Source organism: Luteimonas aquatica (assembly GCF_022662575.1).
Taxonomy (GTDB): domain Bacteria; phylum Pseudomonadota; class Gammaproteobacteria; order Xanthomonadales; family Xanthomonadaceae; genus Luteimonas; species Luteimonas aquatica.
In genome coordinates this window covers 42,429-68,559 of record NZ_JALBFU010000012.1, presented here as the reverse complement: position 1 = coordinate 68,559, position 26,131 = coordinate 42,429, and the positions used below count along the sequence as shown (strand labels likewise).

Sequence of the window (26,131 nt, the reverse complement as noted above, 5' to 3'; positions counted from 1 at the left end):
CGATCCCGCAGACGATTACTGCGTGACGGTGATGACGCCGCAGGCCACGCGCGCGCCGGAATTGCCGGCCGGCTGGCTCTTGTAGTCGTCGGCCGCCGCATGCACCACCACCGCGCGCCCGGCGATGTCGTTGGGCGCGCCGCCGCCGAGCGTCACGCCGGCCAGATGGATGTCGATCTTCGCCACGCCTTCGGCATTCGCGACGATGTTGTCCATGTCGCCGGCATGGTGCATGCCGGTGCCGGCGCGGCCATGCGCGCTGGCGGTGGGATTGAAATGGCCGCCGGCGCTGCTGGCGTCGACCGCGCTGCAATCGCCCTTCTCGTGCACGTGGATGGCATGGGTGCTGGTGTTGCCGAGGCCGCCGATCTCGCCGGTGAGATGCACGCCGCCCTGCATCGGCACCAGCGTCAGCTTGCCGCTGACCAGGCTGCCTGAGGCGGAGGCGAGATTGGCCGTGGCCGACTTGGCGGTGCTCACCGTCGAACCCGGCGCCGGCACCGTGGCGGAGCTTCCCGTACCGGACTTGGGCGCGGGCGTGCTGGAACAGGCGGCGACCGTCACGGCGATCGCGGCCGAGAGCAGGGCGCTACGCGTGGATACTCGCATGACAGGCTCCTCGATGGGGAAAGGACACAGTAGTCACGCCCAAGTTTATGCGCGATGAAACCCGGGCGCGACGCCTCGGCGCGCATCCCGCGCGTTCTCAGCGCGGCTTGCGTCCCGATCCGAGCTTGCGCGTGACGGTATTGCGGCCGAGTCCGAGCCGCGCGGCGGCCTCCGCGCGGCGGCCGCCCGTGTGCGCGAGCGCGGCCTCCAGCAGGACGTGGTCGAGCCTGTCGCGCGCGCGCGCATGGATGTCCGCCTGCCCCGCGCCGAGCTGCGCATGCGCCCACTCGGCGAGCGCCGCGTCCCAGCCCGCGGCGGGCGCGGCATCCGGCGGCGCGGCCGAGGCCAGCGCGCCGTCGAGATCGGCGACGGTGATGGTGTCCGTCGGCGCCAGCGCGGACACGCGCCAGCACAGGTTTTCCAGCTCGCGCACGTTGCCCGGCCAGTCGTGGGCGAGCAGGCGCTCCAGCGCGGCCTTGCCGAAGCGCTTGGGCGCGGCCTGGATGCGCTCGGCGGCGGCCTGCAGGAAACGCTCGGCCAGCTTGGGAATGTCCTGGCAGCGTTCGCGCAGCGGCGGCAGGCGCAGACGCACCACGTCCAGCCGATGCAGCAGGTCGGCGCGGAAGCGTCCCTCGGCCACCAGCGCCTCCAGGTGCTGGTGGGTGGCCGCCACCACGCGCACGTCGACGCGGATCAGCTCGCGCCCGCCGACGCGGAAGAATTCGCCCTCGGCCAGCACGCGCAGCAGGCGCGTCTGCAGCGGCTGCGGCATGTCGCCGATCTCGTCGAGGAACAGCGTGCCGCCGTCGGCCTGCTCGAAGCGCCCGACATGGCGCTTGGCGGCGCCGGTGAAGGCCCCGGCCTCGTGGCCGAACAGTTCGCTCTCCAGCAGCTCGGCCGGAATCGCCGCGGTGTTCAAGGCCACGAACGGGCCGCGCGCGCGCGGCGATTCGCGATGCAGCGCGCGCGCCACCAGCTCCTTGCCGGTACCGGTCTCGCCGGTGATCAGCACCGACAGCGGCGCCTGCGCCAGGCGGCCGATGGCACGGAACAGCTGCCGCATCGCCGGCGTATCGCCGACCAGGCCGTCGGCGTCGCCGGCGGCCGCGGTCGCGCCGGCATCGTCGGCCTCTCCTTGCTGCGCCAGCGTGCGCGCGGCCAGCGCCACGGCATCGTCGAGATCGAAGGGCTTGGAGAGGAATTCCTGCGCGCCGCCGCGGAAGGCGCCGGCGGTGCTGGCCACGTCGGTGTAGGCCGACATCACGATCACCGGCAGTCGCGGGTGCGTGCGCTTGAGCCGGTCGAGCAGGGCCAGGCCGTCGTCGCCGGGCATGCGCACGTCGGTGAACAGCAGCTGCGGCGCCGCGCGCGCGCCCAGCGCCTCGAGCGCCGACTGCGCCGAATCGAATCCGGTCACCTCGAAGCCGGCCTCGCGCAGCGCCGTGGCCAGCACGAAGCGCACGCTGCGGTCATCGTCCACCACCCAGACGTGGGCCGATTGCGGTGCCGGCTCATTTGCCATGGGTCGGTTCCTGATCCGGTTCGATGAGCGTCAACGGCAGCAGCAGGGTGAACACCGTATGCCCCGGGCGCGAGCGGAAGGCGAGCGAGCCGCGATGCTCGCGCACCACCTGCTGCGCCAGCGCCAGCCCCAGCCCGCTGCCCTCGGCGCGGCCGGAGACCAGCGGCAGGAAGACCTGCTCGGCCAGCGACTCCGGCACGCCGTGTCCGTCGTCGGAAATCTCCAGGCGCAGCGCCACCGAGTACAGACGGTCGGCGATGCGCGCGCCGTGCTCGGCGCGGGTGCGCAGCGTCACCGTGGCCGCGCCCGCCTCGATGGCATTGCGCACCAGGTTCCACACCGCCTGGGTCAGCCGGTCGGCATCGCCGCGCAGGTCGGGCAGGCTCGGGTCGTAGTCGCGCAGCAGCTTCACCGTCCAGCCGGCATCGCTCTCGGCCAGGCGCAGCACGCGCTCGAGCACGGCGTGGATGTTCAGGTCGGTATGCGGCTGCGGCGGCGCCGGCGACAGCAGCCGGTCGAGCAGTTGCGTCAGGCGCCCGACCTCGGACTCGATCAGGCCGGTGAGCTCGCGCGAGGCCGGATCGTCGTGGCGGCGCGAGAGCAATTGCGCCGCGCCCTTCACCCCGGCCAGCGGATTGCGCAGCTCGTGGGCCAGCCCCTTGAGCGCGGCCGACATCGCCGAGGGCAGCGCCGACAGCGGATCCTCGCCGGGAAATTCGTCGACCGGATGCGCTTCCAGCCGCCAGCCGCCCTGCTCCACCCGCGCCAGCCAGACGTCGGCGAAATGCGGCGGGCCGCCCGCCCCGGGGAAGGCCAGCGGCAACCGCCGCAGGCACACCAGCTCGCGCTCCCCCGGCTCGCGCATGCAGCGCGCCAGCGCCTCGCCCTCGAACTCGAACGCCGCCAGCGGCAGCCCGGGCATGCGCTTGGCGCTGACCCCGAGCCAGCGCGCGAAGGCGATGTTGGCCGAGGCCACGACGCCGGCCGCGTCGGCCAGGGCCAACGGGGTGCTGAGCAGGTCGTAGGCAGGGTGGCCGGTTTCCATTGCACCAATATAGTGCAACCGCCCCAGTGGCGCAGCGGCCGTGTCGAAGCGCGTCCGCCACCCAGCTTCTGGGCGTTGCCGCCTCCGGCCTGTGCCGCTACAACGCGGCGACCGATGCCCTCACGCCGGGATATGCGACGAGAAGCGACATTGACGTGGTTCTGGGTCAGCGCCTGGTGGCTGCTCACCGGGCTGGTCTGGACCGGGCAGATGTACGAGGCCTTTTCCGGGCAGGTCGCCGCGTCCTACCTGTTGCGCACGGAAATGGCCAAGGCCGTGCTGTGGATTCCCTTCACCGTGTTTCTTTTCTGGTGGGTGGGCCGCCATCCCATCGAGCGCGCCGAACGCGGCGCCATGCTGCGTTCGATCGGCTGGCTGACCCTGGCCGTTGCCGGCATCATCGTGATGCGCGCGCTGTGCGTGGCCGCGTTCAATCCCTGGATAGGCTGGCATGCGCAGCTTCCGGGCTGGTCCGCGCTGCTGCGCACCAGCTTTCTCGGCAACCTGCTCACCGCCTGGATGATCATCGGCGTGGCGCACGCGCTGCTGTTCGCCCGGCGCGAACGCGCGCGCCGGCGGCAGCATGCCGAGCTGCAGTCCCAGCTGTCCCAGGCGCGCTTCGAAGCGCTCTCGGCGCGGCTCGACCCGCACTTCCTGTTCAACACCCTGCACTCGATCAGCGAGGTGATGCATCGCGACACGGCCGCCGCCGACCGCATGGTGGTCGGGCTCGGCGGCCTGCTGCGGCAGAGCATCGAAGGGAGCGCGATGGAGCGGACCACCCTGGGCGAGCAGATCGAACTCATCGAGGATTACGTGGAGATCGAACGGGTCCGGCTCGGGCCCCGGCTGCGTTTTTCCCTGCAGGTGGACGGTGCGCTGGGCGCGGCCCTGGTGCCGCGACTGCTGCTGCAGCCGATCGTCGAGAACGCGATCCGCCATGCCATCGCGCCGCGCATGGCCCCCGGCAGCGTCCAGGTAGTCGCGCGTAGCCGGGAACAGCGCCTGCTCCTGGAGGTGCGCGACGACGGCGACGGCAAGGCCGCCGCCACGCCGGGCCATGGCCTGGGGCTGGCGGGTACGCGCGCGCGCCTGCAATGCCTCTACGACGAGGATTTCCGCTTCGAGGTGGAGACAACGCCCGGAAGCGGAACCCGGGTGCATGTCGACCTGCCGTTGCAATGGCACGCGGAGGCCGCATGAGCGCGCGCCTTCGCGCCATCGTCGTGGACGACGAGCCGATGGCGCTGGCGCGCCTGGCGCGCCTGCTGCGCGAGGAGGACGGCGTCGAGGTCGTCGCCGAATGCGGGGACGGCGAGGCCGCGATCGCGGCCCTGCGCGCGCATCGCGCCGACGTCGCCTTCCTCGATATCCGCATGCCGGGCATCAGCGGCCTGCAGGTGTCGGAGAACGCCCTGGCGCGCGACACGTGCGTGGTCTACGTGACCGCCCACTCCGAGCACGCCGTGGGCGCGTTCGAGACCGGCGCGGTCGACTATCTGCTCAAGCCATTCTCCGTCCGGCGCCTGCAAGCCACGCTCGCGCGCCTGCGGGCACGCCTGGGCGCGCGCACGCCCGACTTTCCCGAGCGCCTGCTGTTGCAGGCCGGCGCGCGCCAGCGCCTGGTGCCGGTGCAGGGCATCGACTCGCTGCTGGCAAGCGCCAACTACGTCGAGGTGCATTGCGGACAGGAGCGCCTGCTGGCGCGCGAAACGCTCGCCGCGATCGAAGCCAGGCTGGACCCGGCCCGGTTCGTGCGCATCCATCGCTCGCGCCTGGTGCGCATCGCCGCCGTGCGCGACGTGGAAGTGCTGCCGTCGGGGCAGTACCTTCTTCGGCTGCACAACGGCCAGAAGCTGTCCGGCGGGCGCCGCTATCGCGATCGCCTGCGAAAGGCGCTCGGACTGGCCGGCTCCGGCCCATCCGGGATGCCATGAGGTTGCGCGAACGCGCCCCCTGCGAATCGTCCGTGCCACCGTTGCGGCATCAGTCCGCTACACGCCCCAGAGCCTGCGCGCCTCTTCCGCGACGAGGTCCGGCATCTCCTCCGGCCAGAACAGCCTTCCTCCCTCGACCCGCCTGATCCCGCGCGACCCGGGCAGGGTCCTGTCGAGCCAGGACGCCCACGCGACCGGGAACAGCGGATCGGCGGTGCCCCACAGCATGCGGGCCGGCACGTCCAGGCGGCCGAGCGCCGGCGCGAGCGCCGGCAGAGGATTGGGCTCGTGCGCGGCCAAATGCCGGTTGAGCTGCGCCCTGCGCAGCGGCGAGGCGACGAGCGGCGCGAAATAGTATTCGAGCGTTTCGTCCGTGACGCCCGCCGGGTTCATGTAGGCCGAGCCCAGGATGCCCTTCCCGGACCTGGCGTAGATGCGGTCATCCAGGTGCCGCTGCATCTTCTGGTCGTAGCTGCCGGCCTTGGCGGCATTGATCGAGTTGCGCATCTGCGCGGGAGGGCTGTTCTCGTGCACGTCGCCGTTGGTCAGCAGCAGCGTGCGCACCCGTGCCGGACGCTGCGCCGCGAACAGCTGGGCGACCGTCATCCCGCTGTCGTTGGCGATCAGATCGACGGACGCGATGCCCAGGCGGTCGAGAAACGCCGCCAGCATGTCGGCCTGCGCCTGCGGCGACAGGTCCTGCCGCGCGGATACCTCGCTATAGCCAAGCCCCATGAAGTCCGGCGCCAGGCATCGCCGATACGGCGCGAGGCGCTCGAGCGATCCGCGCCATTGCAACCCGTTCAACGGGAAGCCGTGCAGGAACAGCGCCCCCGGCCCCGCGCCTCGCTCCAGGCATGCGATGCGACCGAAAGGCGTGTCGACGAAGCGGCGAAGCGCGGCGGCGCTCGCCGCATCCAGCGGCGCCGCCTCCCTCGCCCGCCCATGGCAGGCGGCGAGAACGGCGGCGCCGGCGATCGTGGCGCATGTCCCCAGGAAATTCCGTCGGTTCATCTCGGCTCCCGCGCCGGAAATGGCGTGATGCGTCATCGGCAGGCAAGGCCGCATTGATGCGGGATTCCGGGGCATAAGCAAGGCATCGGGGACGAACGACAGGAATTCCCCTGCGAGCGTCCGGTATTCCGCGCGCGGGAGCGTCGCCTTTGCCGCGAGCGGCGACCGCCGCATCGCCGCGGGCGCCGGCGGCTCCTCGACTCGAATGCGGCGATCGCAGCAATGTCCGCGTCGCCGCGTACGCAGGAAAGGCGATTTCCCCTACCCCGAAAGCCATGCGTTCTTCTTCTAAGCGCGATGCGTTGCGCATCACGAATCGCCATGTGGTTTTGCTGCAGTTGCGGCTTGAGCGCCGGCGACGCCGTCCCTTAGTGTCGCCTTGCTGACAACCAACGTCAGCGCCGATCCATCGACAGGTTTCAGGGGCCTACAACTCGCGTTCCGTGGCGTTCGCGCCCGGACCCGTTCCGCTACGACTCCGGTCGTCGGTGGGGGCCGGCTTTTGCGCCGGCATCGCAGTTCGAACGCCCGCACGTTGCACGCGGCGCAGGGGGCAACACCGCGAACCGTCAGCGAATTTTCGCTGAAACGTTCCTTCATCCCATTCATCCGAGAGATCCACAGCCATGGTGATGCAATCCAGCAACCGTCCTCTTCGCTTCCTCGTGCTGACGCCCCTGGCGATCGGCGTCGCCCTGTCGTCGGCCCATGCCGCCGAACGCGTCGATCTGCAAACCCGCAGCCTGGCCCAGCTCAAGCAGCAGCTGGGCTCGAAAGCCGTCGCGGCCGGCGATGCCGCGGCCAGCACCCACGTGCGCCACCAGCAGTTCCTGGGCATGGACGCCGATTCGCGCCTGCTCGCCAAGAAGCGCCATCGCGAACGCGGCCTGGTGAACTCGCGCTATGCGCAGACCTATCGCGGCGTGCAGATCCACGGCGACGACGTGATCGTCAGCGAGAACGAAGCGGGCGACGTGCGGGCGCTGTTCGGGCAGCTGGTCAACGGCATTGAACGCGACGTGCCGAGCGTCACGCCGAAGCTGAGCGGCGCGCAGGCCCTGGCCCTGGCCAAGCGCGCGGCCTTCGGCGGCGCCTCCAACCTGCCCACGGCGAACGAGAAGTCCGACCTGCGCATCTGGCTCGACGGCGACAACCGCGCCCATCTGGTCTATGTCGTCTCCTTCCTGTCGCAGCGCGAAGGCAAGCCGCTGCGTCCGTTCGCGATCATCGACGCCAACAGCGGGCGTCCGCTCAAGCAGTGGGACGGCATCCGCCACGCCCTGGTCGGCACCGGCCCCGGCGGCAACCAGAAGACCGGCCAGTACGAGTACGGCACCGACTTCGGTTTCCTCGACGTGACCCAGACCGGCAGCACCTGCGCGATGGAGAACGCCAACGTCCGCACCATCGACGTGAACCACCGCTACTGGACGCCCGGCTCGCCGGCGCCGACCAACCTCACCACCTACAGCTACACCTGCCCGCGCAACACCTACCAGACGATCAACGGCGCCTATGCCCCGCTCAACGACGCCCACTACTACGGCGGCGTGATCTTCAACATGTATCGCGACTACATGGACGCCGCGCCGCTGAGCTTCAAGCTGCAGATGCGCGTGCATTTCAGCAACAACTACGAGAACGCGTTCTGGGACGGCACCGGCATGACCTTCGGCGACGGCAACACCCGGTTCTATCCGCTGGTCAGCCTCGACGTATCCGCGCACGAGGTCTCGCACGGCTACACCGAGCAGAACTCGGGCCTGGACGGCAACGGCACCCAGGCGCTGGGCATGAACGAATCGTTCTCCGATATCGCCGGCGAGGCCGCCGAGTACTACATGACCGGCAGCAACGACTTCCAGGTCGGCGCGCAGATCTTCAAGGCCTCGGGCGCATTGCGCTACATGTGCACCCCCTCGCAGGACGGCCGGTCGATCGACAACGCCTCGCAGTTCACCAACGGCATGGACGAGCACTACTCCTCCGGCGTCTACAACAAGGCGTTCTGCCTGCTGGCCAAGAAGACCGGCTGGAACACCAAGACCGCGTTCCAGGCCTTCGCGCGCGCCAACCGCGACTACTGGACCTCGAGCATGACCTACAACCAGGCGGCGTGCGGCGTGCAGAAGGCCGCTGCCGACATGGGCCTGAACGTGCAGGACGTGGTCTCGGCGATGTCCGCGGTGGGCGTGACCGCCTCGGGCACCAACTGCGGCGGCGGGGGCACGACCAACAATCCGCCCACGGCCAACTTCACCTCGTCGGCCAACGGGCTGACGGTGCAGTTCACCGACGCCTCGACCGACGGCGACGGCAGCATCGCCTCGCGCAGCTGGAACTTCGGCGACGGCACCACCTCGACCGCGGCCAGCCCCAGCAAGACGTATTCCGCCGCCGGCACCTATACGGTGACGCTGACGGTCACCGACGACGACGGCGCCACCAATACCAAGACCGGATCGGTCACGGTCAGCAGCGGCGGCGGCGGTTCGGTGCTGAGCAACGGCGTGGCGGTGACCGGCATCGGCGGCGCGACCGGCAGCAGCAAGGTCTATACGCTGAGCGTGCCGGCCGGCGCGACCAACCTGAAGTTCGTCACCAGCGGCGGCAGCGGCGATGCCGACCTGTACGTGAAGTTCGGCAGCGCGCCGACCACCGGCAGCTACGATTGCCGTTCGGCCGGCGCGACCACCGCCGAGACCTGCAACATCGCCACCGCGCAGGCCGGCACCTACTACGTGCTGGTGTCCGGCTATTCGACCTACTCGGGCCTGTCGCTGACCGGCAGCTACACCACCGGCGGCAGCGGCACGCAGACCTACAGCAACACCACCGACTATGCGATCAACGACAACGCCACGGTGGACAGTCCGATCACGGTGTCCGGCCGCAGCGGCAACGCGCCGAGCAACGCGCAGGTGACGGTGGCGATCGTGCACACCTACATCGGCGACCTGAAGGTCGACCTGGTGGCGCCGGACGGCACGCTGTACAACATCCACAACCGCAGCGGCACGAGCACCGACAACATCAACAAGACGGTGACCCTGAACCTGTCGAGCGAAGCGCTCAACGGCACCTGGAAGCTGCGGGTGAACGACAATTCCGCGCGCGACACCGGCAAGATCGACAGCTGGAGCATCCAGTTCTGACCGTTGCCCCACCATCGGCCCGCGCGGCGCGACGCGCCGCAACGGCCATGCCACGACAACCCCCGATCCGTCGGGGGTTGTTTTTTTGGACGCATGGCGCGAGGGGATTAGTTAGAACGTGATCTCCACCGACGGCGCGCTGCGCCGCGCCGGGCCGTGAAACACCGCCTCGATGTTGTTGCCGTCGGGATCGAGCACGAAGGCGGCGTAATAGCCCGGATGATAATCGCGCTGACCGGGAGCGCCATTGTCGCGCCCGCCGGCGGCGAGCGCGGCGCGGTGGAAGGCATCGACCATGGCCGCATCGGCGGCCTGGAAGGCCAGATGGTGGCGGCCGGTCAGCGCGCCCTGCGCGGCGTCGCTGGCGGCGGTGGAGACGAACAGCTCGTCGGCCCAGAAGTAGTCCTCGCCGTCGCCGCCCATGGGCACGCCCAGCACGTCGAAAACGGCGGCGTAGAACTTGCGGCTGGCGCCCAGATCGCGCACGACCAGCTGCAGGTGGTCGATCAGCCGGCCGCGATGCAGTTGCTGCGTTTCCATATCCGGGATCCGAGAGGGGCGAGCCGGCATGATGGCATTTCGGCGCGCGGGCGGCGCGGGCCCTCGTCGCGTTCTCGCGCATCGCCCGCCTGCCATTCCATCCATCGTCTCGCGGCAATCTCTTTCGGCGGCCTGACAGCCCGATGATCGCAGCCATCGCATCGCTGCCACGTCGCGGGCCGCGATCGCATCGCGCGCCTAGCGCGCGCCCGGCTTGAGCAAGCCCAGGCGCAGCAGGCTCTCGGCGGTGGCCGCCAGCGCGTCCTCGCTGCTGCGCGGCCGCCAATCCAGCAGGCGCTGCGCCTTGCCGGCGGTGGCGTTCTTCGGCTTGCCCAGTTCGGGCAGGATCTGCTTCACCGCCGGATCGCGCAGGGCGGCCAGGCGCACCAGCCAGTTCGGCAACTGCAGGGTCGGCACGCGGCGCGCGTCGGCGCCGAGACGGGCCTTGAGCGTGCGCGCCATGTCGCGGATGGACAGGAAGTCCCCGGCCACGGCCAGGAAGCGTTCGCCGTGGGCGCCGGGATCGAGCATGGCGCGCAGGTGCAGGTCGGCGACGTCGCGCACGTCCACCACGCCGAAGTGCAGGCGCGGGCAGCCGGGCATGGCGCCTTCCATCAGCCGCTGCACCAGCAGGATCGAGGTCGAATAGTCCGGCCCCAGCACCGGGCCGAACACGCCCACCGGATTGACCACCGCCAGCTCCATGCCGCCGCCCTCGCGCTCGACGAAGTCCCAGGCGGCGCGCTCGGCCAGGGTCTTCGACTTCACGTAGGGCAGCACGTCCTCGCCGTCGGGATCGGTCCAGCTGGTCTCGTCGAACGGCGCCTCGCGCGGCGCATGGCCGTAGCCGATCGCGGCGAAGGAGGAGGTCAGCACCACGCGCTGCGCGCCGGCATCGCGCGCGGCGCGCAGCACGCGCAGCGCGCCCTCGCGGGCCGGCACGATCAGTTCGTCCTCGTGGCGGGGAATGTGCTCGGGAAAGGGCGAGGCCACGTGCAGCACGTAATCGCAGCCGGCCGCCGCCTCGGCCCAGCCGGCATCGCGCTCCAGGTCGGCGGCGAAGACGCGCAGCGCAGCGTCGGGATCGGCGCCGCCGCGCGCCAGCATCGCGCGCACCTCGGCCTCGCGCGCGAGGTTGCGCACCGTGGTGCGCACGTCGTGGCCGGCGGCCAGCAGTTGCAGGAGGCAATGACTGCCGACGAAGCCGGACCCGCCGGTGACCAGCACTGTGCCCATCGCGTTGTCCCCGCCGGCTCTGGCGCCGGATGCGGCACGCTAGCACGGCGCGGGCGCGGCAAGCGTGCGCTATTTCGCGGTGCGCTGGCTGAAGGCCACGCTGCCCAGGATCAGGGCGCTGGCGACGCCCATCGCCACGGTCAGCGGCTCGTCCAGCAGTATCCAGGCCCAGGCCACGCCGAACAGCGGGATCAGGTAGGTCACCGTGGAGGCGCGGCTGGCGCCCACGCGGGCGATCAGGCGGTAGTAGAGGACGAAGGCCAGCCCGGTGCTGAGGATGCCCAGCGCCACCACCGACAGCCACGAATGCAGCGGGATGGCGGCCTGCGGCCAGGAGACGACCGCGAACGGCGCGATCAGCAGCGCCGAGCTGCCCAGCGTGGCCGAGGCCACCGCCGCCGGCGGCAGGCCGGTCAGGTGCCGGCGCACCAGGTTGATGCCGATGCCGTACAGGAACGAGGCGGCGGCACCGGCGGCCACTGCCCAGCCGATGCTGGCACCGGCCACCTTGCTGCTGGCCAGCACCACCACGCCGGCGAAGCCGACCAGCAGCGCCAGCGCGCGCCGCGCGCCGATCTTCTCGCCGAAGAACAGGAAGCCGACCAGCGCGGTGAACAGCACGGTCATGGCATTGGTGATGGCGCCCACGCCCGCCGGCGCGCGCTGCGCGGCCCAGGCGAACAGCAGGAAGGGCAAGGCCGAGTTGATCATGCCGATCAGCGCCAGCTTCGGCCACAGCCGCGGCGCGAACTGGCGCCGCGCCCGCCACAGCAGCGGCAGCAGCACCAGCGCGCCCAGCGCCAAGCGCACCTCGACCAGCGGCGCGGCGCCGAAGTCCTTGGCCGCCACGCGGGTGAACAGGAAGGAGGCGCCCCAGATCGCGCCGAGCACGATCAGTTCCAGGGGTGTGAGCCAGGCGCGTTCGGGCGAGGCGGTCGCGGGCATGGGAACGGTCTCGATGGCTTGCATGGCGGCGGTGTCCAGAGGGTCGTGGGCGGGCTCAAGCGGCGGCGGCGCGCAGGAAGCGTTCGAAGGAGGCATCGACCGCGGCGCGGCCGCCGCCGAGGATGTTGCGGCCCCAGGTGTAGCCGAACACGTCCTCGAAGGCATAGGGCACCAGGCGCTCGCGCATCGCGTGCACGTCGCCCACGCGCATCGGGATGTAGTTCGGATAGCTGTACATGAAGCTCACGTGGCGGCGGTCGAGCGCCACCTGCAGCGCGTCGCCCGGAAACAGCGCGCCGCCCGGGCGCGGACCGCGCGCCCAATGCAGGGCGGTGCTGCCGGGAAAGTGGCCGCCGCAGCGGATCAGGGTGACGTCGTCGGACAGGGCGAGCGTGTCGCCTTCCCAGAACTCGATGTGGCGCGAGGGCCGCTGCACCCAGGCGCGGTCGGCGGCGTGCAGCAGGATCGGCACGCCGCCCAGCGCCTGGCTCCACTGCACCATCGACGCGTAGAAGTGCGGATGCGAGATGACGATGCGGTCCACGCCACCGCGCGCGCGCAGCGCGGCGACCGCCGCGTCGGTGACCAGGCTCAGCGATTCCCACAGCAGGTTGCCGGCATCGGTGGGCAGGTACAGCGCGCGCTGGTTGATGGCGTAGTCCGGCGCCAGGCCGATGCCGAGCAGGCCGGCGTCGTCCTCCAGCCGCAGCGCGTGGCCGGCGGCCAGGGCCTCGTGGGTGGTCCAGGCCTGGCCCCGCCAGCCCACGTACTGGCGCTCGTCCTCGCAGATCGGGCAGCGGGCCGGGGCGGCGGCCGTCTCGGCGAACTGGGTACCGCAGGTCTCGCAGATGTAGCAGGGCATGGCGGGCCTCTCGGGTGGGCGGCGGAACTCCGCCGTGGCACCCATTAAAGGCGTAATCTGGCTCCTTGAATGATCCAGTTTTTGGAAATTCTATGGAACCAGTTCTCCCCTTCGCGATCACCCTGCCCGAACGCGACCACGGGACGCGCACCCAGTCCCTGCACCTGAAGCTGCGCGCGGCGATCCTCGACGGCCGCCTGCCGCCCGGCCATGCCCTGCCGGCGACGCGGCGCGCCGCCGCCGCTCTGGGCGTGGCGCGCAATACCGTGATCGCCGCCTACGACCTGCTGATCGCCGAGGGCTACGTGCTGCCGCGGCGCGGCGCCAAGGCGGTGGTGGCCGGGTTCGCCGCGCGCAGGGGCGCGGCGGCGCGGCATGCCGGGGGCGGCCTCGACGAGGCGGCACGAATCAACCCGGCCTGGCGGACGCCGCTGTTCACCGGCCCCACCGCCCCGCCCGACCTGCCCGAGCGCAGCTTCCGCCTCGGCGTCCCCGACCACCGCCACTTCCCGCACGCACTGTGGCGGCGGCTGTCGGCGCGCGCTTGGCGGCAGTGGGCGCGCGTTCCCTTCTCCTATCCGCCGACCGAGGGCATCCCCGCGCTGCGCGAGGCCATCGCCGGGCACGTCGCCTTCGCGCGCGCGGTGGCGTGCACGCCACGCGACGTGGTCGTCACCTCCGGCGCGCAGCAGGCCCTGGACCTGCTCGCGCGCCTGCTGGTGACGCCCGGGCGCACCTGCGTGGCGGTGGAGGATCCCGGCTATCCCACCTTCCGCGCCGCGTTCTCCGTCGCCGGCGCGCGCATCGCGTCGGTGCCCGTGGACGACGAGGGCCTGTGCGTGGAGCAGCTGCCGGAAGACGCGCGGGTGATCTGCGTGACGCCCTCGCACCAGTCGCCCACCGGCGTGGCGCTGTCGCTGCGAAGGCGCGCCGCCCTGCTCGCCTTCGCGCGCCGCCACGACGCGGTAATCGTCGAGGACGACTACGACGGCGAGTTCCGCTTCGGCGGCCGCCCGCTCGACGCGCTGCAGACCCTGGACGGCGACGCGCGCGTGTTCTACGTCGGCACCTTTTCCAAGAGCCTGTTCCCCTCGATCCGTAAGGCCTTCGTGGTGACGCCGTCCTGGGCGCGCGAGGGCCTGGTCGCGGTGAAGTACTGCGCCGATTCGCACTGCGACGCGGTGGCGCAGGCGACGCTGGCCGCCTTCATCCAGGACGGGCACCTGGCCCGCCACGTGCGCCACATGCATCCGCTCTACGCGGCGCGGCGCGAAGCCCTGCTCGAGGGCCTGCGCGAGGAGCTCGGCGCCTGGCTGGACCCGATCCCCTCCGAGGCCGGCCTGCACCTGGCCGCGCGCCTGCGCCGGCCGGAATGGGCGCCGCGCCTGCTGGCGGCGGCGCGCAGGCACGCGCCGGGCTCGCAATCGATCGCCGAATACTCGATCACGCCGCTCAGCGAGCAGGCGGTGTCGTTCGGCTACGGCGTGATCGATGCGCACGACATCCGGCCGGCGCTCTCGCGCATCCGCCACGCGCTGGAAACGCAAGGCGCGGCCGATTGAGTGCATGCCCCGGGCGGCGCCGGCATCCCTGCCTTGCAGGATGCCGGCCTTACGGGATGCCGGATGTTCGCCACGGCCTCGATGCGCGGACTCTTCCGCTGCGCCTGGCTAGGCGCGATCCGCGACGCCTTGCACGCCCGACGCCTTGGCGCAGTGCGCGCAGCAGTAGATGGCATCGCCATGCTCGACGCCATGGCCGACGATGCGGCACTGGCAATGCGCGCAGCGCGGCGCCATGGCGTGGATCGCGCATTCGAACGAATCGAAGGTGCCGCTATGCGCGCCCTGGGTGACGGTGAAGGCCTTGTCGTAGTCGTTGCCGCAGACATCGCAGGTGGGCATGAGGGCTCTCCTCGGCTAGCGGGCGGCGCCCGGTTTGACCGTCAGGGCGCTCGCATCCACGTCCTTGACGCCCTTCACGCTGCGCGCCACGGCGACCGCGCGATCGGATTGCTCCTGCGAATCGACCTCGCCGCTGAGCTTGACCTGGCCATTGACGGTTTCGACCTTCACTTCGACGCCGGACACGCCGCGCGCGGCCATCAGCTCGGTCTTGACTTTGGTGGTGATCCAGCTGTCGCTCACCGGCTGTACCGATTCTTCCTGTTCCATTTGTTGCGCCTGCTGGGGACCGCCCTCGCGCGGAACGGCGGCGACGGCGAAGGACAGGCTGCTGCCGAGCAGGGCGCAGGCGACGATGGTGGTCGGTTTCATAACGGCATCCTCGTGAGACAAGCCAGCGCATCGGCCCGACGGAGCGGAAGACCTCCGTCCGCGCGCCGCTGCAGGCCCACCCTACGGCGGCAGGAGTTAATCCCGGGGCACCGCGCCGTTAGCGCCGGGTGTGCGGACTGAACGCCGCCACAATCCGCGCGGCCGCGGCGCCGCAGTTGCGCGCCAGGCGGCCGCGGTGCATCGTCTGCGCGACTCCACGGCTTTCAGGACAAGGCGCATGGCCGCCGACGACGGACTGGGACACGGCACCGCAGCCATCGCGCCCCTGGCGATGCGCGATGGCGCCGCATTGTTCCGGCGCGAGTGGCCGCTGCCGCTGGCGCGGCGCGCGGTACTGCTGGTACACGGCCTGGGCGAACACAGCGGACGCTACGCGGCGCTGGCGCGCTGGTTCAACCAGCGCGGCTACGCGGTGCGCGCCTACGACCAGCGCGGCCACGGACACAGCCCGGGACGGCGCGGCGCGATCGCGCGCCCGGAGGCGCTGCTGGAAGACCTGGCCGAGGTCTACCGCGACTACGCCGCCGCGCTCGGCTTCGCGCCGCTGCTGCTCGGCCACAGCATGGGCGGGCTAGTGGCGTTGCGCACGGTGCTGGACGGCCGCATCGCGCCGCCGCTGTTGGCGTTGTCCTCGCCGCTGCTGCGCGCGCACGAACCGCGATGGCTGCAGGGGCTGGCCGGGCGGCTCGCGCCCTGGCTGCCCAATCTGCCCTTGCGCGCCGGTCTGCGCGCGGACAGGCTCTCGCACGATCCCGCGGTGGGCCTGGGCTACAGGCGCGATCCGCTGCGCCACGGCTGGATCACCCCGCGCCTGGCCGACTTCCTGTTCCGCGCCGCGCCCGCCTGCGTGGCCGACGCCGCGACGCTGCGCGTGCCGACGCTGCTGCTCTACGCCGGCGACGATTTCCTGGTCGATGCCCGCGGCAGCCGCGATTTCGCCGCCGCGGCGCCGCCGGCGCTGCTGACCGCGCAGGCCTTCGACGCCCTGTACCACGAGCTGTTCAACGAAACCGATCCCGGCCGCGGCGAGGTGCTGGCGGCGCTGGAAACCTGGCTGGCGGCGCGGGACGCGGACCCGGCGCGATGAGGCCGTTGCCGCCATGAGAATCGGCATGACCAGCGTGTACGTCGCCGACGTCGAGGCCGCCTTCGCCTTCTACACGCGCACGCTCGGCTTCCGCGAGAAGCTGCGCATTCCCGAGGCGCGGCTGGCGATCGTGGTCTCGGCCGAGGACCCGGACGGCACCACGCTGCTGCTGGAACCCAACGACAATCCGATCGCCCGCACCTACCAGCAGGCGCTGCGCGAGGCCGGCCTGCCGGTCATCGTGTTCTTCGTCGAGGACGTGGCGGCCGAGCACGAGCGGCTGCGCCGGCTGGGCGTCGTCTTCACGCAGGCGCCGACCGCCACCGAATGGGGCACGCAGGCGGTCTTCGACGACACCTGCGGCAACTACATCCAGCTGCACGACGGCGGCTGACCCTCAACGCGCGTCCTGGCGGGTAAGCGCGTGCAGGATGCGCAGGTCCTCGGCGTCCAGCACCTCGCTCTCGCTGCCGCGGTAATGGCGGTGGAAGGCGCGCACCGTGGCCGCGCGATCGTCCAGCGGATAGCCGATCAGGCGCAGCGCCGTCCACGGGTCGAAGCCGGGCGGCGGATCGCCGGCGTCGGCGGCCGGCCAGCGCCCGAAACCCGCCTCGGCCAGGCGCTTCCAGGGAAACCTCGCGCCGGGATCGCGCTTGCGCGTGGGCGCGAAGTCGGCATGCGCGACGATGTCGCCGCGGGCGATGTTCAGGCGTGTGCACAGGTCTTCCAGCAGCACCAGCAGGCTGTCGATCTGCGCGGCGGGGAAATCGGCGCTGCCGTCGTTGTCCAGCTCGATGCCGATGGAGGCGGAATTGAGATCGCCGATCGTGCCCCAGCGCCCGGGCCCCGCGTGCCAGGCGCGTTCGCCGTCGGCCACCAGCTGGTAGCGCTTGCCGTCGCGGCCGATCAGGTAATGCGCGCTGACCGGGCCGCCGCTGTTGGCGGTGCGCAGCGTGTCCAGGCTCTGCTGCACCGAGTCCTGCTCGGTGGCGTGGATCACGATCAATACCGCCTTGCGCGGGCCGAAGTTCTGCGAAGGCACCCACTGCGCCAGCGGATTGCGTTCGGGCGCCGGCGCGTGCGCGCAGGCGCCGAGCAGCGGCAGCAGCGAGGCCAGGAGCAGCAAGCGCAACATGGCGGCATTGCAGCCGCTGACGGCGGCGAAGGCAAGCATCCGACGCCGACCGCGGATCAGGGTACGACTTCGAACTCGACGAACCCGACGATCTCGCCCGCGCTCGGCTGCAGGCGCACCACGCGCAGGGTCTTGTTGCCGAAGGCCAGCGTCTGGCCGACCTTGAGCGTCAGCGACTGCAGGTCCTTGGCTTCGACGCTGTCGCGCGGCGAGAGCTTGGGCCACATCTCCGCCTGCGCTTCCTGCCGGGTCAGTCCGCCGACCAGTTCCAGCCGCGACAGGCCGACCTCGAGCCGGCCCTGCGCCGGCAGCACCGGGTGCGTCGGCGGCACGGCCTTGATGCCGGCGCTGTCGCTGACCGCGGCCAGTTCGATCCGATCGCGCTCGCCGAGCACGCCGGTGATCCAGTCGGCCAGCCGCAGGAACTGCCCGCCGGCCGGCAGCGCCTCGCCGCGGCGCAGATCGAAGCGCGCCGACCAGAACTTCTCGTTCTCGTCCCACACGCCCAGGGAGACGCGCTCCTCGTCGTAGGCGTCCATGAAGCCGACCACGCTGCCCGAGCGGGTCTGCGTGGTCCCCTGGGTGATCGCGATCTGTTCGGTCATGACGGATTTCGCCTCTGGAGCCGGGGACGCCGGCGGCGCCGCATGCGCGGCGCCGGTGAGGGCGAGCAACAACCATCCGCTTGCTAGACGCATACGAGCCCGCCCGTGAACCTGGATTGCGGCGATCTTAGCATCGCGACCCGCAGTGCCGGGCCGCCCCGAGTCGCGCCGGTCAGTGCGTGGGCGTGTTGCTCACCTGGGCGTACATCGCCTGGTAGTCCGAGTACGGCATGACCACGTCCTGGTTGCCCCAAGGATTGTCCAGGACCACCGTGTCCACGGCGGCGACGGCCTGCTGCCCGGTGTTGGGATCTGTGTAGGTCGTGCCCGCGGGGATCACGTCGCTGACCGCATAGGCATGCCCGCCCTGCACGTTGTACTGGTTGGCCAGTGCCTGCTGCTGCGGAGTGAAGCCTTTCGAATCGCCGGTCCAGGCCACCACGGCCTGCCCGCCGTCGAGCATCTGCTCCATCTGCGAGAAGGACACCGCGCCTGGCGCGGCCGTGGTCGCGCGCGCGCCGAGGATGTGTTCCATCGCATCGCTCGGGAACACCCCGCCGCTGCCGGGAACATTGGGATTGGGCGTGTAGGTCGGATCGTTGGGCTTGTAGGCCTGGGCGTAGGCGGCCTCGATGATGCTCGGCCAGATCTCCTGCTCGCCCTGCGAGTTCACGTCGCCCGAGGGATGCGCCGCGCCGCCGCCGAACGGGCCGCTCACGGTCACCTCGCGCGGCACCCAGATGTCCTGTCCGAAGACGCTGACCCGGTCCTGGAAGGTGACGGTGTAGGTGCCGTCGCCGTTGTCCTGGATCATGTCCTGGATCACGCTGGGATCCTGCTGCGCGATCGCCTCCAGCGTCGACATCACGCCGCAGCTGCCGTAGCCGTTCTGCCTGACGTCGTTGGGATCGACCGCGTTGCCGTCGCCGTTGCCGGTGACGAACGGCGTGTCCTGCGTCTGCACGGGCTGCTTGTCGATCTTGTCCCAACCGCGATCGTCGATGGGGCGGGCGGGCGGGGCCAGGCGCGGCGCTTCGAGGCTGGACATGGCGGGTTTCCTGTCTTCGGGTGCAGGCGATGCTAGAAGGTCGCGGCGCGCCTGCGTCAGCTGGTGCGTTCCCTAGCTAGGGCTCGCCCCAGGACGCTCCCGCGCCGCGCGCGCAAAAAAAATCCCGATGCGCCCGCACGGGCGGGCGCATCGGGAAGAGCGGCATGGCGCGGCGGACAGGGGAGGGACGATGCCCACCGCGCGGCCCTCATGCTTCGTACGCGGTTTCCCCGTGCGAGGTGATGTCCAGGCCCTCGCGCTCGGCGTCCTCGGCCACGCGCAGGCCGAACACCGCCTTGGCGACCAGGAAGCCGATCACCGACACCACCGCGATCCAAACGATGGTGATGCCCACGCCCAGCGCCTGCTTGCCGACCTGCGCGGCGATGCTGAAGTCCTCGGCGCCGGTCCCGCCCAGCGACGGCGCGGTGAACACGCCGGTGAGCAGCGCGCCGACGATCCCGCCCAGGCCGTGCACGCCGAACACGTCGAGGCTGTCGTCGGCCTTCAGCATCCGCTTCAGCCCGTTCACGCCCCACACGCAGACCACGCCGGCGACCGCGCCGATCACGATCGCGCCCAGCGGCCCCACCGTGCCGGCGGCCGGCGTGATGCCGACCAGGCCGGCGACCGCGCCCGAGGCCACGCCCAGCACCGAGGACTTGCGCTTGGCCAGCTTCTCCACCAGCGCCCAGGCCAGGATCGCGGCGGCGGTGGCCAGCAGCGTGTTGAGGAAGGCCAGCGCCGCGGTGGCGTTGGCTTCCAGCGCCGACCCGGCGTTGAAGCCGAACCAGCCCACCCACAGCAGCGCCGCGCCGATGAAGGTGAAGGTGACGTTGTGCGGCTTGAGCGCCTCGCGTCCGAAGCCCAGGCGCTTGCCGACGAAGTACGAGCCCACCAGTCCCGCCACGCCGGCGTTGATGTGCACCACCGTGCCGCCGGCGAAGTCGAGCGCGCCGAGGTTGAACAGGTAGCCGGATCCGGCCCAGACGATGTGCGCGATCGGCAGGTAGCCGAAGGTGAACCAGATCACCGCGAACAGCAGCACCGCGGCAAAGCGCGCGCGCTCGGCGAAGGCGCCGACGATCAGCGCGCCGGTGATGCCGGCGAAGGTGGCCTGGAAGGCGACGAACACGTACTCGGGCAGCTTGAAGCCGGCCGAGAAGGTGTCGGCGAGCGAGTCGACGCCCACGCCCTTGAGGAACAGCTTGTCGAGCGTGCCGATCCAGGCGCCGCCGCCGGCGAAGGCCAGGCTGTAGCCGTAGGCCGTCCACAGCAGCACGATCAGCGAGAACACCGAAATCACCTGCGCCAGCACCGAGAGCACGTTCTTCGAGCGCACCATGCCGCCGTAGAACAGCGCCAGCCCCGGCACCACCATCAGCAACACCAGCAGCGTGGAGGTGAGCATCCAGGCCACGTCGCCCTTCTCGACCACCGGCGCGGCGTCCGCGGCCGGCGCCGTGTCGGCAGCGGCGACGGCCGGCGCTTCGGGCGCCTGCGCGAAAGCCGGCGCCGCGAATCCGGCGAGCATCAGCAGGCACAGCAGGGCCGGGGCCAACGCGCGGGCACGAGCGGCCCACGCGGGGAAACTTCCGATCTTCAACAATGCGATCTTCATGGTCGTCTCCGTGTGTGGGTCAGAGCGCATCGGCGCCGAGCTCGCCGGTGCGGATGCGGATGGCCTGCTCGATCGGCGTGACGAAGATCTTGCCGTCGCCGACCTTGCCGGTGCCCGCGGCGTTCTGCAGCGCCTCCAGCGCGCGCTCGAGCAGCGGCTCGGGCACCGCGCACTCGATCTTGAGCTTGGGCAGGAAATCGACGACGTACTCGGCGCCGCGGTACAGCTCGGTGTGGCCCTTCTGCCGGCCGAAGCCCTTGACCTCGGTGACGGTGATGCCGGACACGCCCACCTCGGTGAGCGCGCCGCGGACGTCGTCGAGCTTGAACGGGCGAATGATGGCGGTGATCAGTTTCATGGCGTTCTCCCAGTCTTGATGCGCATCGGCGATGTCCTCAGAAGGCCTTGGTGAAGGTGACCGCGAAACGTCCGTCGGCGATCCTGGTGCCGTGGGCGTTGGTGTACAGCGCCTCGTCGGCGTCGGTGTCGGTGTAGGCGGCCGCGATCGAGAAGCCGTTGTCGAAGGCCTTGGTGAGGCCGACCTTCCAGTCGGTGTACTCGAAGTCGGCATTCTTCTCGATCCACTGCTTGCCGCCGTGCAGGTTGAGCGTCCACCCGGGGCTGAAGGTCCAGTTGAGCGAGGCGTCGAGATAGCCGCTGCCGTCCGAGTCGCTGTAGCCGAACAGCTCGGTGAGGGCGTAGGAGTATTTCAGGCCGAAGGACAGCGCCTCGGTCGGCGCGAGGGTGGCGCCGAGATAGAGCTCGGTGGTGTCGGCGCGGCTGAAGCCGTCGGGGAAATCGCCCGGGTAGTAATAGCTGAGCACGCCGACGTCGTAGGAGACGGCCTCGCCGGCCTTGCCGCGATAGCCGAGGTAGCCGTCCAGCTCGAGGCTGCTGGAGACATCGCCCGGAATGTCGGAGAGCCAGCTGATGTTGCTGCCCCAGGCGCCGAGGTAGAAGCCGCTGTCGTGGGCATATTCGATCCCGGCCTGCAGCGCGGGGTCTTCGTCGGTCTGCGACACGCCGCGGAAGACGTAGTCGCTGGTGAGGGCGGCCGAGCCGGTGACGGCCGCGCGGGCGTGGCCGGTGCCGAGCAGCAGCAAGGATAGCGTCGATGCGATGGCGGTGTTTCGAAACGACATGACAGGCCCTCTTCACAGAATGGCCCTCCCCAGTCATTGCGGTGTTGCACGGCCGGGCGCTCTGTCGGCGTCCTGGTTCCGTTTCGTTTCCCGCGGCCGGACAAGCCCGCGCGGTCCCATGTCGCCGCACGCGGCGCGCTCAGTGTTCGGTTGCGATCTCCCTGGTCATGAAAACGCTGTTCGGATCCTCGAGATAGCCGCCGAACGGCGCGCAGGCCTCGAAACCGAAGCGCGCGTACAGCCGCCGCGCCGGCGCGAAATAGTCCATCGCGCCGGTTTCCAGGCTCAGCCTGCGATAGCCGCGGCGCTGCGCCTCGCCGAGCATGTGCTCGAGCAGCCGCGACGCGACCCCCCGGCGTCGGTATCCGCCCGCCGTGCGCATCGACTTGATCTCCGCGTGCAGCGGGTCGAGTTCCTTCAGCCCCCCGCAGCCGGCCAGCGCCTGGCCGTCGCGGACGACCCAGAAGCTGACGTCGGCGCGCCGCAGCCCGTCCAGCGCCAGGGTGTGGCAGCTCTCCGGCGGCGAGACCGCGCGCATGGCCTCGACGTGCTCGCGCAGCAGCGCGATCACGTCGCTTGCCTGGAGATCGTCGCGACGGATGTCCAACGGCACGCCTCCTTCTCGCCAAGGCGGCCGCGCACGCGGCTCGCCGTCAAATGTCCCCTCGCTTGCCCCGCACCGGAGCAAGCGAGGGAACTCCCCCAACCCCGCTCAGATCGCGTAGTACAGCTGGTACTCCAGCGGGTGAGGACGGGATGGTTGCGCGGCATTGCCGCGCATCCCGTCCGAACGCCCGTCGCGCTGCGGCGGGCCGGACATCCGCCGTTCCGAAGGTGCACACATGCGGTCATCGCTCGCCATCAGATCGCGTAGTACAGCTGGTACTCCAGCGGATGCGTGGCCGCGCGGAACGCGGTGACTTCCTTCATCTTCAGCGCGATGTAGCCGTCGATGAAGTCGTCGGAGAACACGCCGCCGGCCTTGAGGAACTCGCGGTCCTTGTCCAGCGCCTCCAGCGCCTGGTCGAGCGAATGGCAGACGGTGGGAATGCCCTTCTCCTCTTCCGGCGGCAGGTCGTAGAGGTCCTTGTCGCTGGGGCTGCCCGGGTCGATCTGGTTCTTGATGCCGTCCAGGCCGGCCATCATCAGCGCGGCGAAGCTCAGATAGCCGGACTGCATCGGATCGGGGAAGCGGATCTCGATGCGCCGCGCCTTCGGGTTGGCGACGTAGGGGATGCGGCAGGACGCGGAGCGGTTGCGCGCCGAGTAGGCCAGCATCACCGGCGCCTCGAAGCCCGGCACCAGGCGCTTGTAGGAATTGGTGGTGGAGTTGGTGAAGGCGTTGATGGCGCGGGCGTGCTTGAAGATGCCGCCGATGTACCACAGCGCGGTCTGGCTCAGGCCGCCGTAGCCGTCGCCGCTGAACAGGTTCACGCCGCCCTTGGCCAGCGACTGGTGCACGTGCATGCCGCTGCCGTTGTCGCCCACCAGCGGCTTGGGCATGAAGGTGACGGTCTTGCCGTTGCGGTAGGCGACGTTCTTGATGACGTACTTCATCGCCGCCAGTTCGTCGGCCTTTTTCACCAGCGAGTTGAACTTGGTGCCGATCTCGCACTGGCCGGCGTTGGCCACCTCGTGGTGGTGCACCTCGACCTCGATGCCGATCTGCTCGAGCGTCTTGCACATCTCCGCGCGCAGGTCGTGCAGCGAATCCACCGGCGGCACCGGGAAGTAGCCGCCCTTCACGCCCGGACGGTAGCCGGTGTTGCCGCCGTCGTACTCGCGCGCCGAGTTCCAGTGCGCCTCTTCCGAGTCGATGTGGAAGAAGGTATGGCCCATGTCGTTGCCGTAGCGCACCGAGTCGAAGATGAAGAACTCGGGTTCCGGGCCGAAGAAGGCCTGCTCGGCGATGCCGCTGGACTTCAGGTAGGCCTCGGCGCGCTTGGCCACGCCGCGCGGGTCGCGCGCGTAGGCCTGCATGGTCGCCGGGTCGAGGATGTCGCAGGTCAGCACCAGGGTCGGATCGGCCACGAACGGATCGAGGTAGGCGGTGTCCGGATCGGGCAGCAGCACCATGTCCGACTCGTTGATGCCCTTCCAGCCGCTGATCGAGGAGCCGTCGAACATCTTGCCTTCCTCGAACAGGCCGGGCTCGATGATCGACTTGGGGAAGGTGACGTGGTGCTCGACGCCGCGCATATCGGCGAAGCGCAGGTCGACGAATTCGACCTTGTGGTCCTTGACGAGCTTTTCGACGTGTTCGATGGACATGTGGGTTCCGCTGGAAGGTGAAGGGAAGACGCGGCCGCGGCCGGGACACGATTCGTCAAGCACAAGCCGTGCCAATCGGATTGCCGCACGCAAGCCATTGTTTGTTAAAGACCAATGAAGCATTCCACCAGGATTTGCACTTACTTGGTGCTGTCCGGGTCCTCTCGAATCCCCAGTCTGGTGCGTCGCGGCGCGGCTGCTATTCTTTTGCGCCGCCCGCCCCCTGCCCGCCCATGTCCGACCTCCTGGCCGCGCTGCTGCTCGGCATCATCGAAGGCATCACCGAATTCCTGCCCATCTCCAGCACCGGCCATCTGCTCATCGCCGAGCACTGGCTGGGACAGCGCTCGGACCTGTTCAACATCGCCATCCAGGCCGGCGCGATCCTGGCGGTGGTGCTGATCTACCGGCAGCGCCTGTGGGGCCTGGCGCTGGGCCTGCGCGAAGCCGCGCAGCGCGACTACGCGATCAAGCTGGCCGCGGCCTTCGCGGTGACCGCGGCCGGCGGGCTGCTGGTGAAGAAGCTGGGCTGGACCCTGCCCGATGCGATCGCACCGATTGCCTGGGCGCTGATCATCGGCGGCGTGTGGATGGTGCTGGCCGAGCACTTCGCGGCGCGGCGCGCGCAGGCGCTGGGCGAGCGCACCGAGATCACCTGGACCGTGGCGATCCTGGTCGGCGTGGCGCAAGTGGTGGCCGGCGTGTTTCCCGGCACCTCGCGCTCGGCCGCGACGATCTTCGTGGCGCTGCTGTTCGGCACCACCAGCCGCGTCGCCGCCACCGAGTTCGCCTTCCTGGTCGGCATCCCGACCATGTTCGCCGCCACCGGCTACGAACTGCTGGACGTCTACCGCAGCGGCGGCATGGCCCACGAGGACTGGAGCGCGCTGTCGATCGCCTTCGTCGCCTCGGCGGTGACGGCCTTCGTCGCGGTGAAGTGGCTGCTGCGCTACATCCAGTCGCACCGCTTCACCGCCTTCGCCGTGTACCGCGTGCTGTTCGGCGCCGCCCTGCTCTGGCTGCTGCCCGCCGCCGCCTGATCCACGCCGACCCGCCGCCGATCCGCCGCCGATGCGGCGCGTGCACGCACGCCGCGCTACCCTCGCCCCGCCGTCGGCCCCGCCCGCCGCGGGCTGAACGCGAACCCGACCGGCAACCCCGTTGCCGGCCGTCCCGCGTTTGATCCGGTCCCACATGCACAGGACATCCCCGCCATGAAGCACCTGCTTGCCGTTTCCGCGCTCGCCCTCGCCCTCACCGCCTGTCCCAAGCCGGCCCCCGCGCCGCCCGGGCAGGAGCCCGCGCCGCAGGCACAGCCGGCCACGCCGGAAGGACAGTCCGCGCAGGCCGCACCGACCCTGTCCAGCCACTACTGGCTGCTGAGCAGCGCCACCGACGGCAAGGGCCAGGCGATCGCGGCGCTGCAGCCGGACGCCAAGCGCCCGCTGCGGCTGACGCTTGCCGAGGGCCGGCTCAGCGTCAGCGGCGGCTGCAATTCGATCGGCGGCGGCTACACCGAGAAGTCCGGCACGCTCGAGGTGGGCCGGCTGGTCTCGACCATGATGGCCTGCAGCGACCAGCGCCTGATGCAGCTCGACAGCGAGATCAGCAAGCGCCTGGAAGGCACGCTGCGCGCCGAGATCGGCGGCGACGACACGCCGCAGCTGACGCTGGTCACCGCCGGCGGCGACAAGCTCGTCTTCGCCGGCGAACCGACGCCGGAAACGCGCTACGGCAGCAAGGGCGAGACGCAGTTCCTGGAGGTCGCCTCGCAGCTGGTGCCCTGCTCGCACCCGCTGATCCCCGACCACCGCTGCCTGCAGGTGCGCGAGCGCGAGTACGACGCCAACGGCGTGCAGAAGCCGGCCAAGGCTGAATGGCAGCCGCTGTTCGAGGGCATCCAGGGCTACGAGCACATCGACGGCCAGCGCGACGTGGTGCGCGTGAAGCGCTTCGACTGGAAGAACCCGCCGGCGGACGCTTCCTCGGTGGTCTACGTGCTGGACATGGTGGTCGAGAGTGAGGTCGCCGACGCGAAGAAGTAGGCGTCGCGCCGCCGG

The 26,131-nt window shown here is 70.5% G+C and carries 26 protein-coding genes; 8 read left to right on the top strand and 18 right to left on the bottom strand.

Annotated features, from left to right (window positions below):
• Positions 1-15: 15 nt before the first annotated feature.
• From MD221_RS15530 to MD221_RS15520, 3 genes are all read right to left on the bottom strand, one after another.
• On the bottom strand, positions 16-609 hold the full coding sequence (locus tag MD221_RS15530) for a superoxide dismutase family protein (protein WP_242112839.1): 594 nt from the start codon (positions 607-609) through the stop codon (positions 16-18).
• A 97-nt stretch (positions 610-706) separates the two neighbouring features.
• Positions 707-2,131: a nitrogen regulation protein NR(I) gene (gene ntrC / locus MD221_RS15525; RefSeq protein WP_242112838.1), complete on the bottom strand. Its 1,425-nt coding sequence runs from the start codon at positions 2,129-2,131 to the stop codon at positions 707-709.
• Positions 2,121-3,176, bottom strand: a complete 1,056-nt coding sequence (locus tag MD221_RS15520) for a two-component system sensor histidine kinase NtrB (protein ID WP_242112837.1) — start codon at positions 3,174-3,176, stop codon at positions 2,121-2,123. The genes ntrC and MD221_RS15520 overlap by 11 nt, the downstream gene beginning before the upstream one ends.
• 150 nt (positions 3,177-3,326) lie before the next feature.
• On the opposite strand from MD221_RS15520, the gene MD221_RS15515 reads away from it, so the two are divergent.
• Positions 3,327-4,379 (top strand): sensor histidine kinase, encoded by a 1,053-nt coding sequence (locus tag MD221_RS15515; protein WP_242112835.1) that lies wholly within the window; start codon positions 3,327-3,329, stop codon positions 4,377-4,379.
• On the top strand, positions 4,376-5,113 hold the full coding sequence (locus tag MD221_RS15510; protein WP_242112834.1) for a LytR/AlgR family response regulator transcription factor: 738 nt from the start codon (positions 4,376-4,378) through the stop codon (positions 5,111-5,113). Before MD221_RS15515 ends, MD221_RS15510 begins: the two co-directional genes overlap by 4 nt.
• A 57-nt stretch (positions 5,114-5,170) precedes the next feature.
• Here MD221_RS15510 and MD221_RS15505 read toward each other — a convergent pair whose 3' ends face one another.
• Positions 5,171-6,301 (bottom strand): alpha/beta fold hydrolase, encoded by a 1,131-nt coding sequence (locus MD221_RS15505; protein ID WP_242112833.1) that lies wholly within the window; start codon positions 6,299-6,301, stop codon positions 5,171-5,173.
• A 452-nt stretch (positions 6,302-6,753) separates the two neighbouring features.
• On the opposite strand from MD221_RS15505, the gene MD221_RS15500 reads away from it, so the two are divergent.
• Positions 6,754-9,282, top strand: a complete 2,529-nt coding sequence (locus tag MD221_RS15500; RefSeq protein ID WP_242112832.1) for a M4 family metallopeptidase — start codon at positions 6,754-6,756, stop codon at positions 9,280-9,282.
• Between the two features lie 111 nt (positions 9,283-9,393).
• Here the strand turns inward: MD221_RS15500 and MD221_RS15495 are convergent, their stop codons facing one another.
• The 4 genes from MD221_RS15495 to MD221_RS15480 all read right to left on the bottom strand — a co-directional run bounded on the left by MD221_RS15495 (position 9,394) and on the right by MD221_RS15480 (position 12,865).
• Positions 9,394-9,822: a VOC family protein gene (locus MD221_RS15495; protein WP_242112830.1), complete on the bottom strand. Its 429-nt coding sequence runs from the start codon at positions 9,820-9,822 to the stop codon at positions 9,394-9,396.
• Between the two features lie 198 nt (positions 9,823-10,020).
• The gene (locus MD221_RS15490; RefSeq protein ID WP_242112829.1) at positions 10,021-11,058 is read right to left on the bottom strand and encodes an SDR family oxidoreductase; all 1,038 of its coding nucleotides are present in this window, start codon (positions 11,056-11,058) and stop codon (positions 10,021-10,023) included.
• A 69-nt stretch (positions 11,059-11,127) separates the two neighbouring features.
• Positions 11,128-12,003, bottom strand: a complete 876-nt coding sequence (locus tag MD221_RS15485) for a DMT family transporter (protein WP_242112828.1) — start codon at positions 12,001-12,003, stop codon at positions 11,128-11,130.
• Between the two features lie 55 nt (positions 12,004-12,058).
• The gene (locus tag MD221_RS15480; RefSeq protein ID WP_242112827.1) at positions 12,059-12,865 is read right to left on the bottom strand and encodes an MBL fold metallo-hydrolase; all 807 of its coding nucleotides are present in this window, start codon (positions 12,863-12,865) and stop codon (positions 12,059-12,061) included.
• A 92-nt stretch (positions 12,866-12,957) separates the two neighbouring features.
• Here MD221_RS15480 and pdxR point away from each other — a divergent pair, with 92 nt between their 5' ends.
• Entirely contained in the window at positions 12,958-14,427 is a 1,470-nt protein-coding gene (pdxR, locus tag MD221_RS15475) for a MocR-like pyridoxine biosynthesis transcription factor PdxR (protein ID WP_242112826.1), read from the top strand.
• 108 nt (positions 14,428-14,535) lie between these two features.
• On the opposite strand, the gene MD221_RS15470 is transcribed toward pdxR, so the two are convergent.
• Together MD221_RS15470 and MD221_RS15465 are read right to left on the bottom strand one after the other, a co-directional pair.
• On the bottom strand, positions 14,536-14,769 hold the full coding sequence (locus tag MD221_RS15470) for a hypothetical protein (protein ID WP_242112825.1): 234 nt from the start codon (positions 14,767-14,769) through the stop codon (positions 14,536-14,538).
• Positions 14,770-14,784: 15 nt separating this feature from the next.
• A complete protein-coding gene (locus tag MD221_RS15465; RefSeq protein WP_242112824.1) occupies positions 14,785-15,141 on the bottom strand; it encodes a BON domain-containing protein in 357 nt (118 codons plus the stop codon).
• A gap of 238 nt (positions 15,142-15,379) precedes the next feature.
• Between MD221_RS15465 and MD221_RS15460 the strand changes: the two genes are divergently transcribed.
• Together MD221_RS15460 and MD221_RS15455 are read left to right on the top strand one after the other, a co-directional pair.
• Complete coding sequence (locus tag MD221_RS15460) at positions 15,380-16,249, top strand: alpha/beta fold hydrolase (RefSeq protein ID WP_242112823.1); 870 nt, start codon at positions 15,380-15,382, stop codon at positions 16,247-16,249.
• A gap of 25 nt (positions 16,250-16,274) precedes the next feature.
• Positions 16,275-16,643 (top strand): VOC family protein, encoded by a 369-nt coding sequence (locus tag MD221_RS15455; protein WP_242112821.1) that lies wholly within the window; start codon positions 16,275-16,277, stop codon positions 16,641-16,643.
• Positions 16,644-16,646: 3 nt separating this feature from the next.
• Here MD221_RS15455 and MD221_RS15450 read toward each other — a convergent pair whose 3' ends face one another.
• From MD221_RS15450 to glnA, 8 genes are all read right to left on the bottom strand, one after another.
• Positions 16,647-17,384 (bottom strand): N-acetylmuramoyl-L-alanine amidase, encoded by a 738-nt coding sequence (locus MD221_RS15450; protein ID WP_242112819.1) that lies wholly within the window; start codon positions 17,382-17,384, stop codon positions 16,647-16,649.
• Between the two features lie 56 nt (positions 17,385-17,440).
• Complete coding sequence (locus MD221_RS15445; protein ID WP_242112818.1) at positions 17,441-17,989, bottom strand: hypothetical protein; 549 nt, start codon at positions 17,987-17,989, stop codon at positions 17,441-17,443.
• 172 nt (positions 17,990-18,161) lie between these two features.
• Positions 18,162-19,037: a C2 family cysteine protease gene (locus MD221_RS15440; protein ID WP_242112817.1), complete on the bottom strand. Its 876-nt coding sequence runs from the start codon at positions 19,035-19,037 to the stop codon at positions 18,162-18,164.
• A gap of 208 nt (positions 19,038-19,245) precedes the next feature.
• A complete protein-coding gene (locus tag MD221_RS15435) occupies positions 19,246-20,643 on the bottom strand; it encodes an ammonium transporter (protein ID WP_277928921.1) in 1,398 nt (465 codons plus the stop codon).
• A 34-nt stretch (positions 20,644-20,677) separates the two neighbouring features.
• Positions 20,678-21,016, bottom strand: a complete 339-nt coding sequence (locus tag MD221_RS15430) for a P-II family nitrogen regulator (protein ID WP_242112816.1) — start codon at positions 21,014-21,016, stop codon at positions 20,678-20,680.
• Positions 21,017-21,053: 37 nt separating this feature from the next.
• A complete protein-coding gene (locus MD221_RS15425; protein ID WP_242112815.1) occupies positions 21,054-21,800 on the bottom strand; it encodes a TorF family putative porin in 747 nt (248 codons plus the stop codon).
• A gap of 139 nt (positions 21,801-21,939) precedes the next feature.
• Positions 21,940-22,413 (bottom strand): GNAT family N-acetyltransferase, encoded by a 474-nt coding sequence (locus tag MD221_RS15420; RefSeq protein WP_242112814.1) that lies wholly within the window; start codon positions 22,411-22,413, stop codon positions 21,940-21,942.
• A 248-nt stretch (positions 22,414-22,661) separates the two neighbouring features.
• Positions 22,662-24,071, bottom strand: coding sequence for a type I glutamate--ammonia ligase (gene glnA / locus MD221_RS15415; protein ID WP_242112813.1), 1,410 nt, complete (start codon positions 24,069-24,071; stop codon positions 22,662-22,664).
• A gap of 233 nt (positions 24,072-24,304) precedes the next feature.
• Here glnA and MD221_RS15410 point away from each other — a divergent pair, with 233 nt between their 5' ends.
• Positions 24,305-25,111: an undecaprenyl-diphosphate phosphatase gene (locus MD221_RS15410; protein ID WP_242112812.1), complete on the top strand. Its 807-nt coding sequence runs from the start codon at positions 24,305-24,307 to the stop codon at positions 25,109-25,111.
• A 174-nt stretch (positions 25,112-25,285) separates the two neighbouring features.
• On the top strand, positions 25,286-26,116 hold the full coding sequence (locus tag MD221_RS15405) for an META and DUF4377 domain-containing protein (RefSeq protein ID WP_242112810.1): 831 nt from the start codon (positions 25,286-25,288) through the stop codon (positions 26,114-26,116).
• The last annotated feature ends 15 nt before the right edge of the window (positions 26,117-26,131 follow it).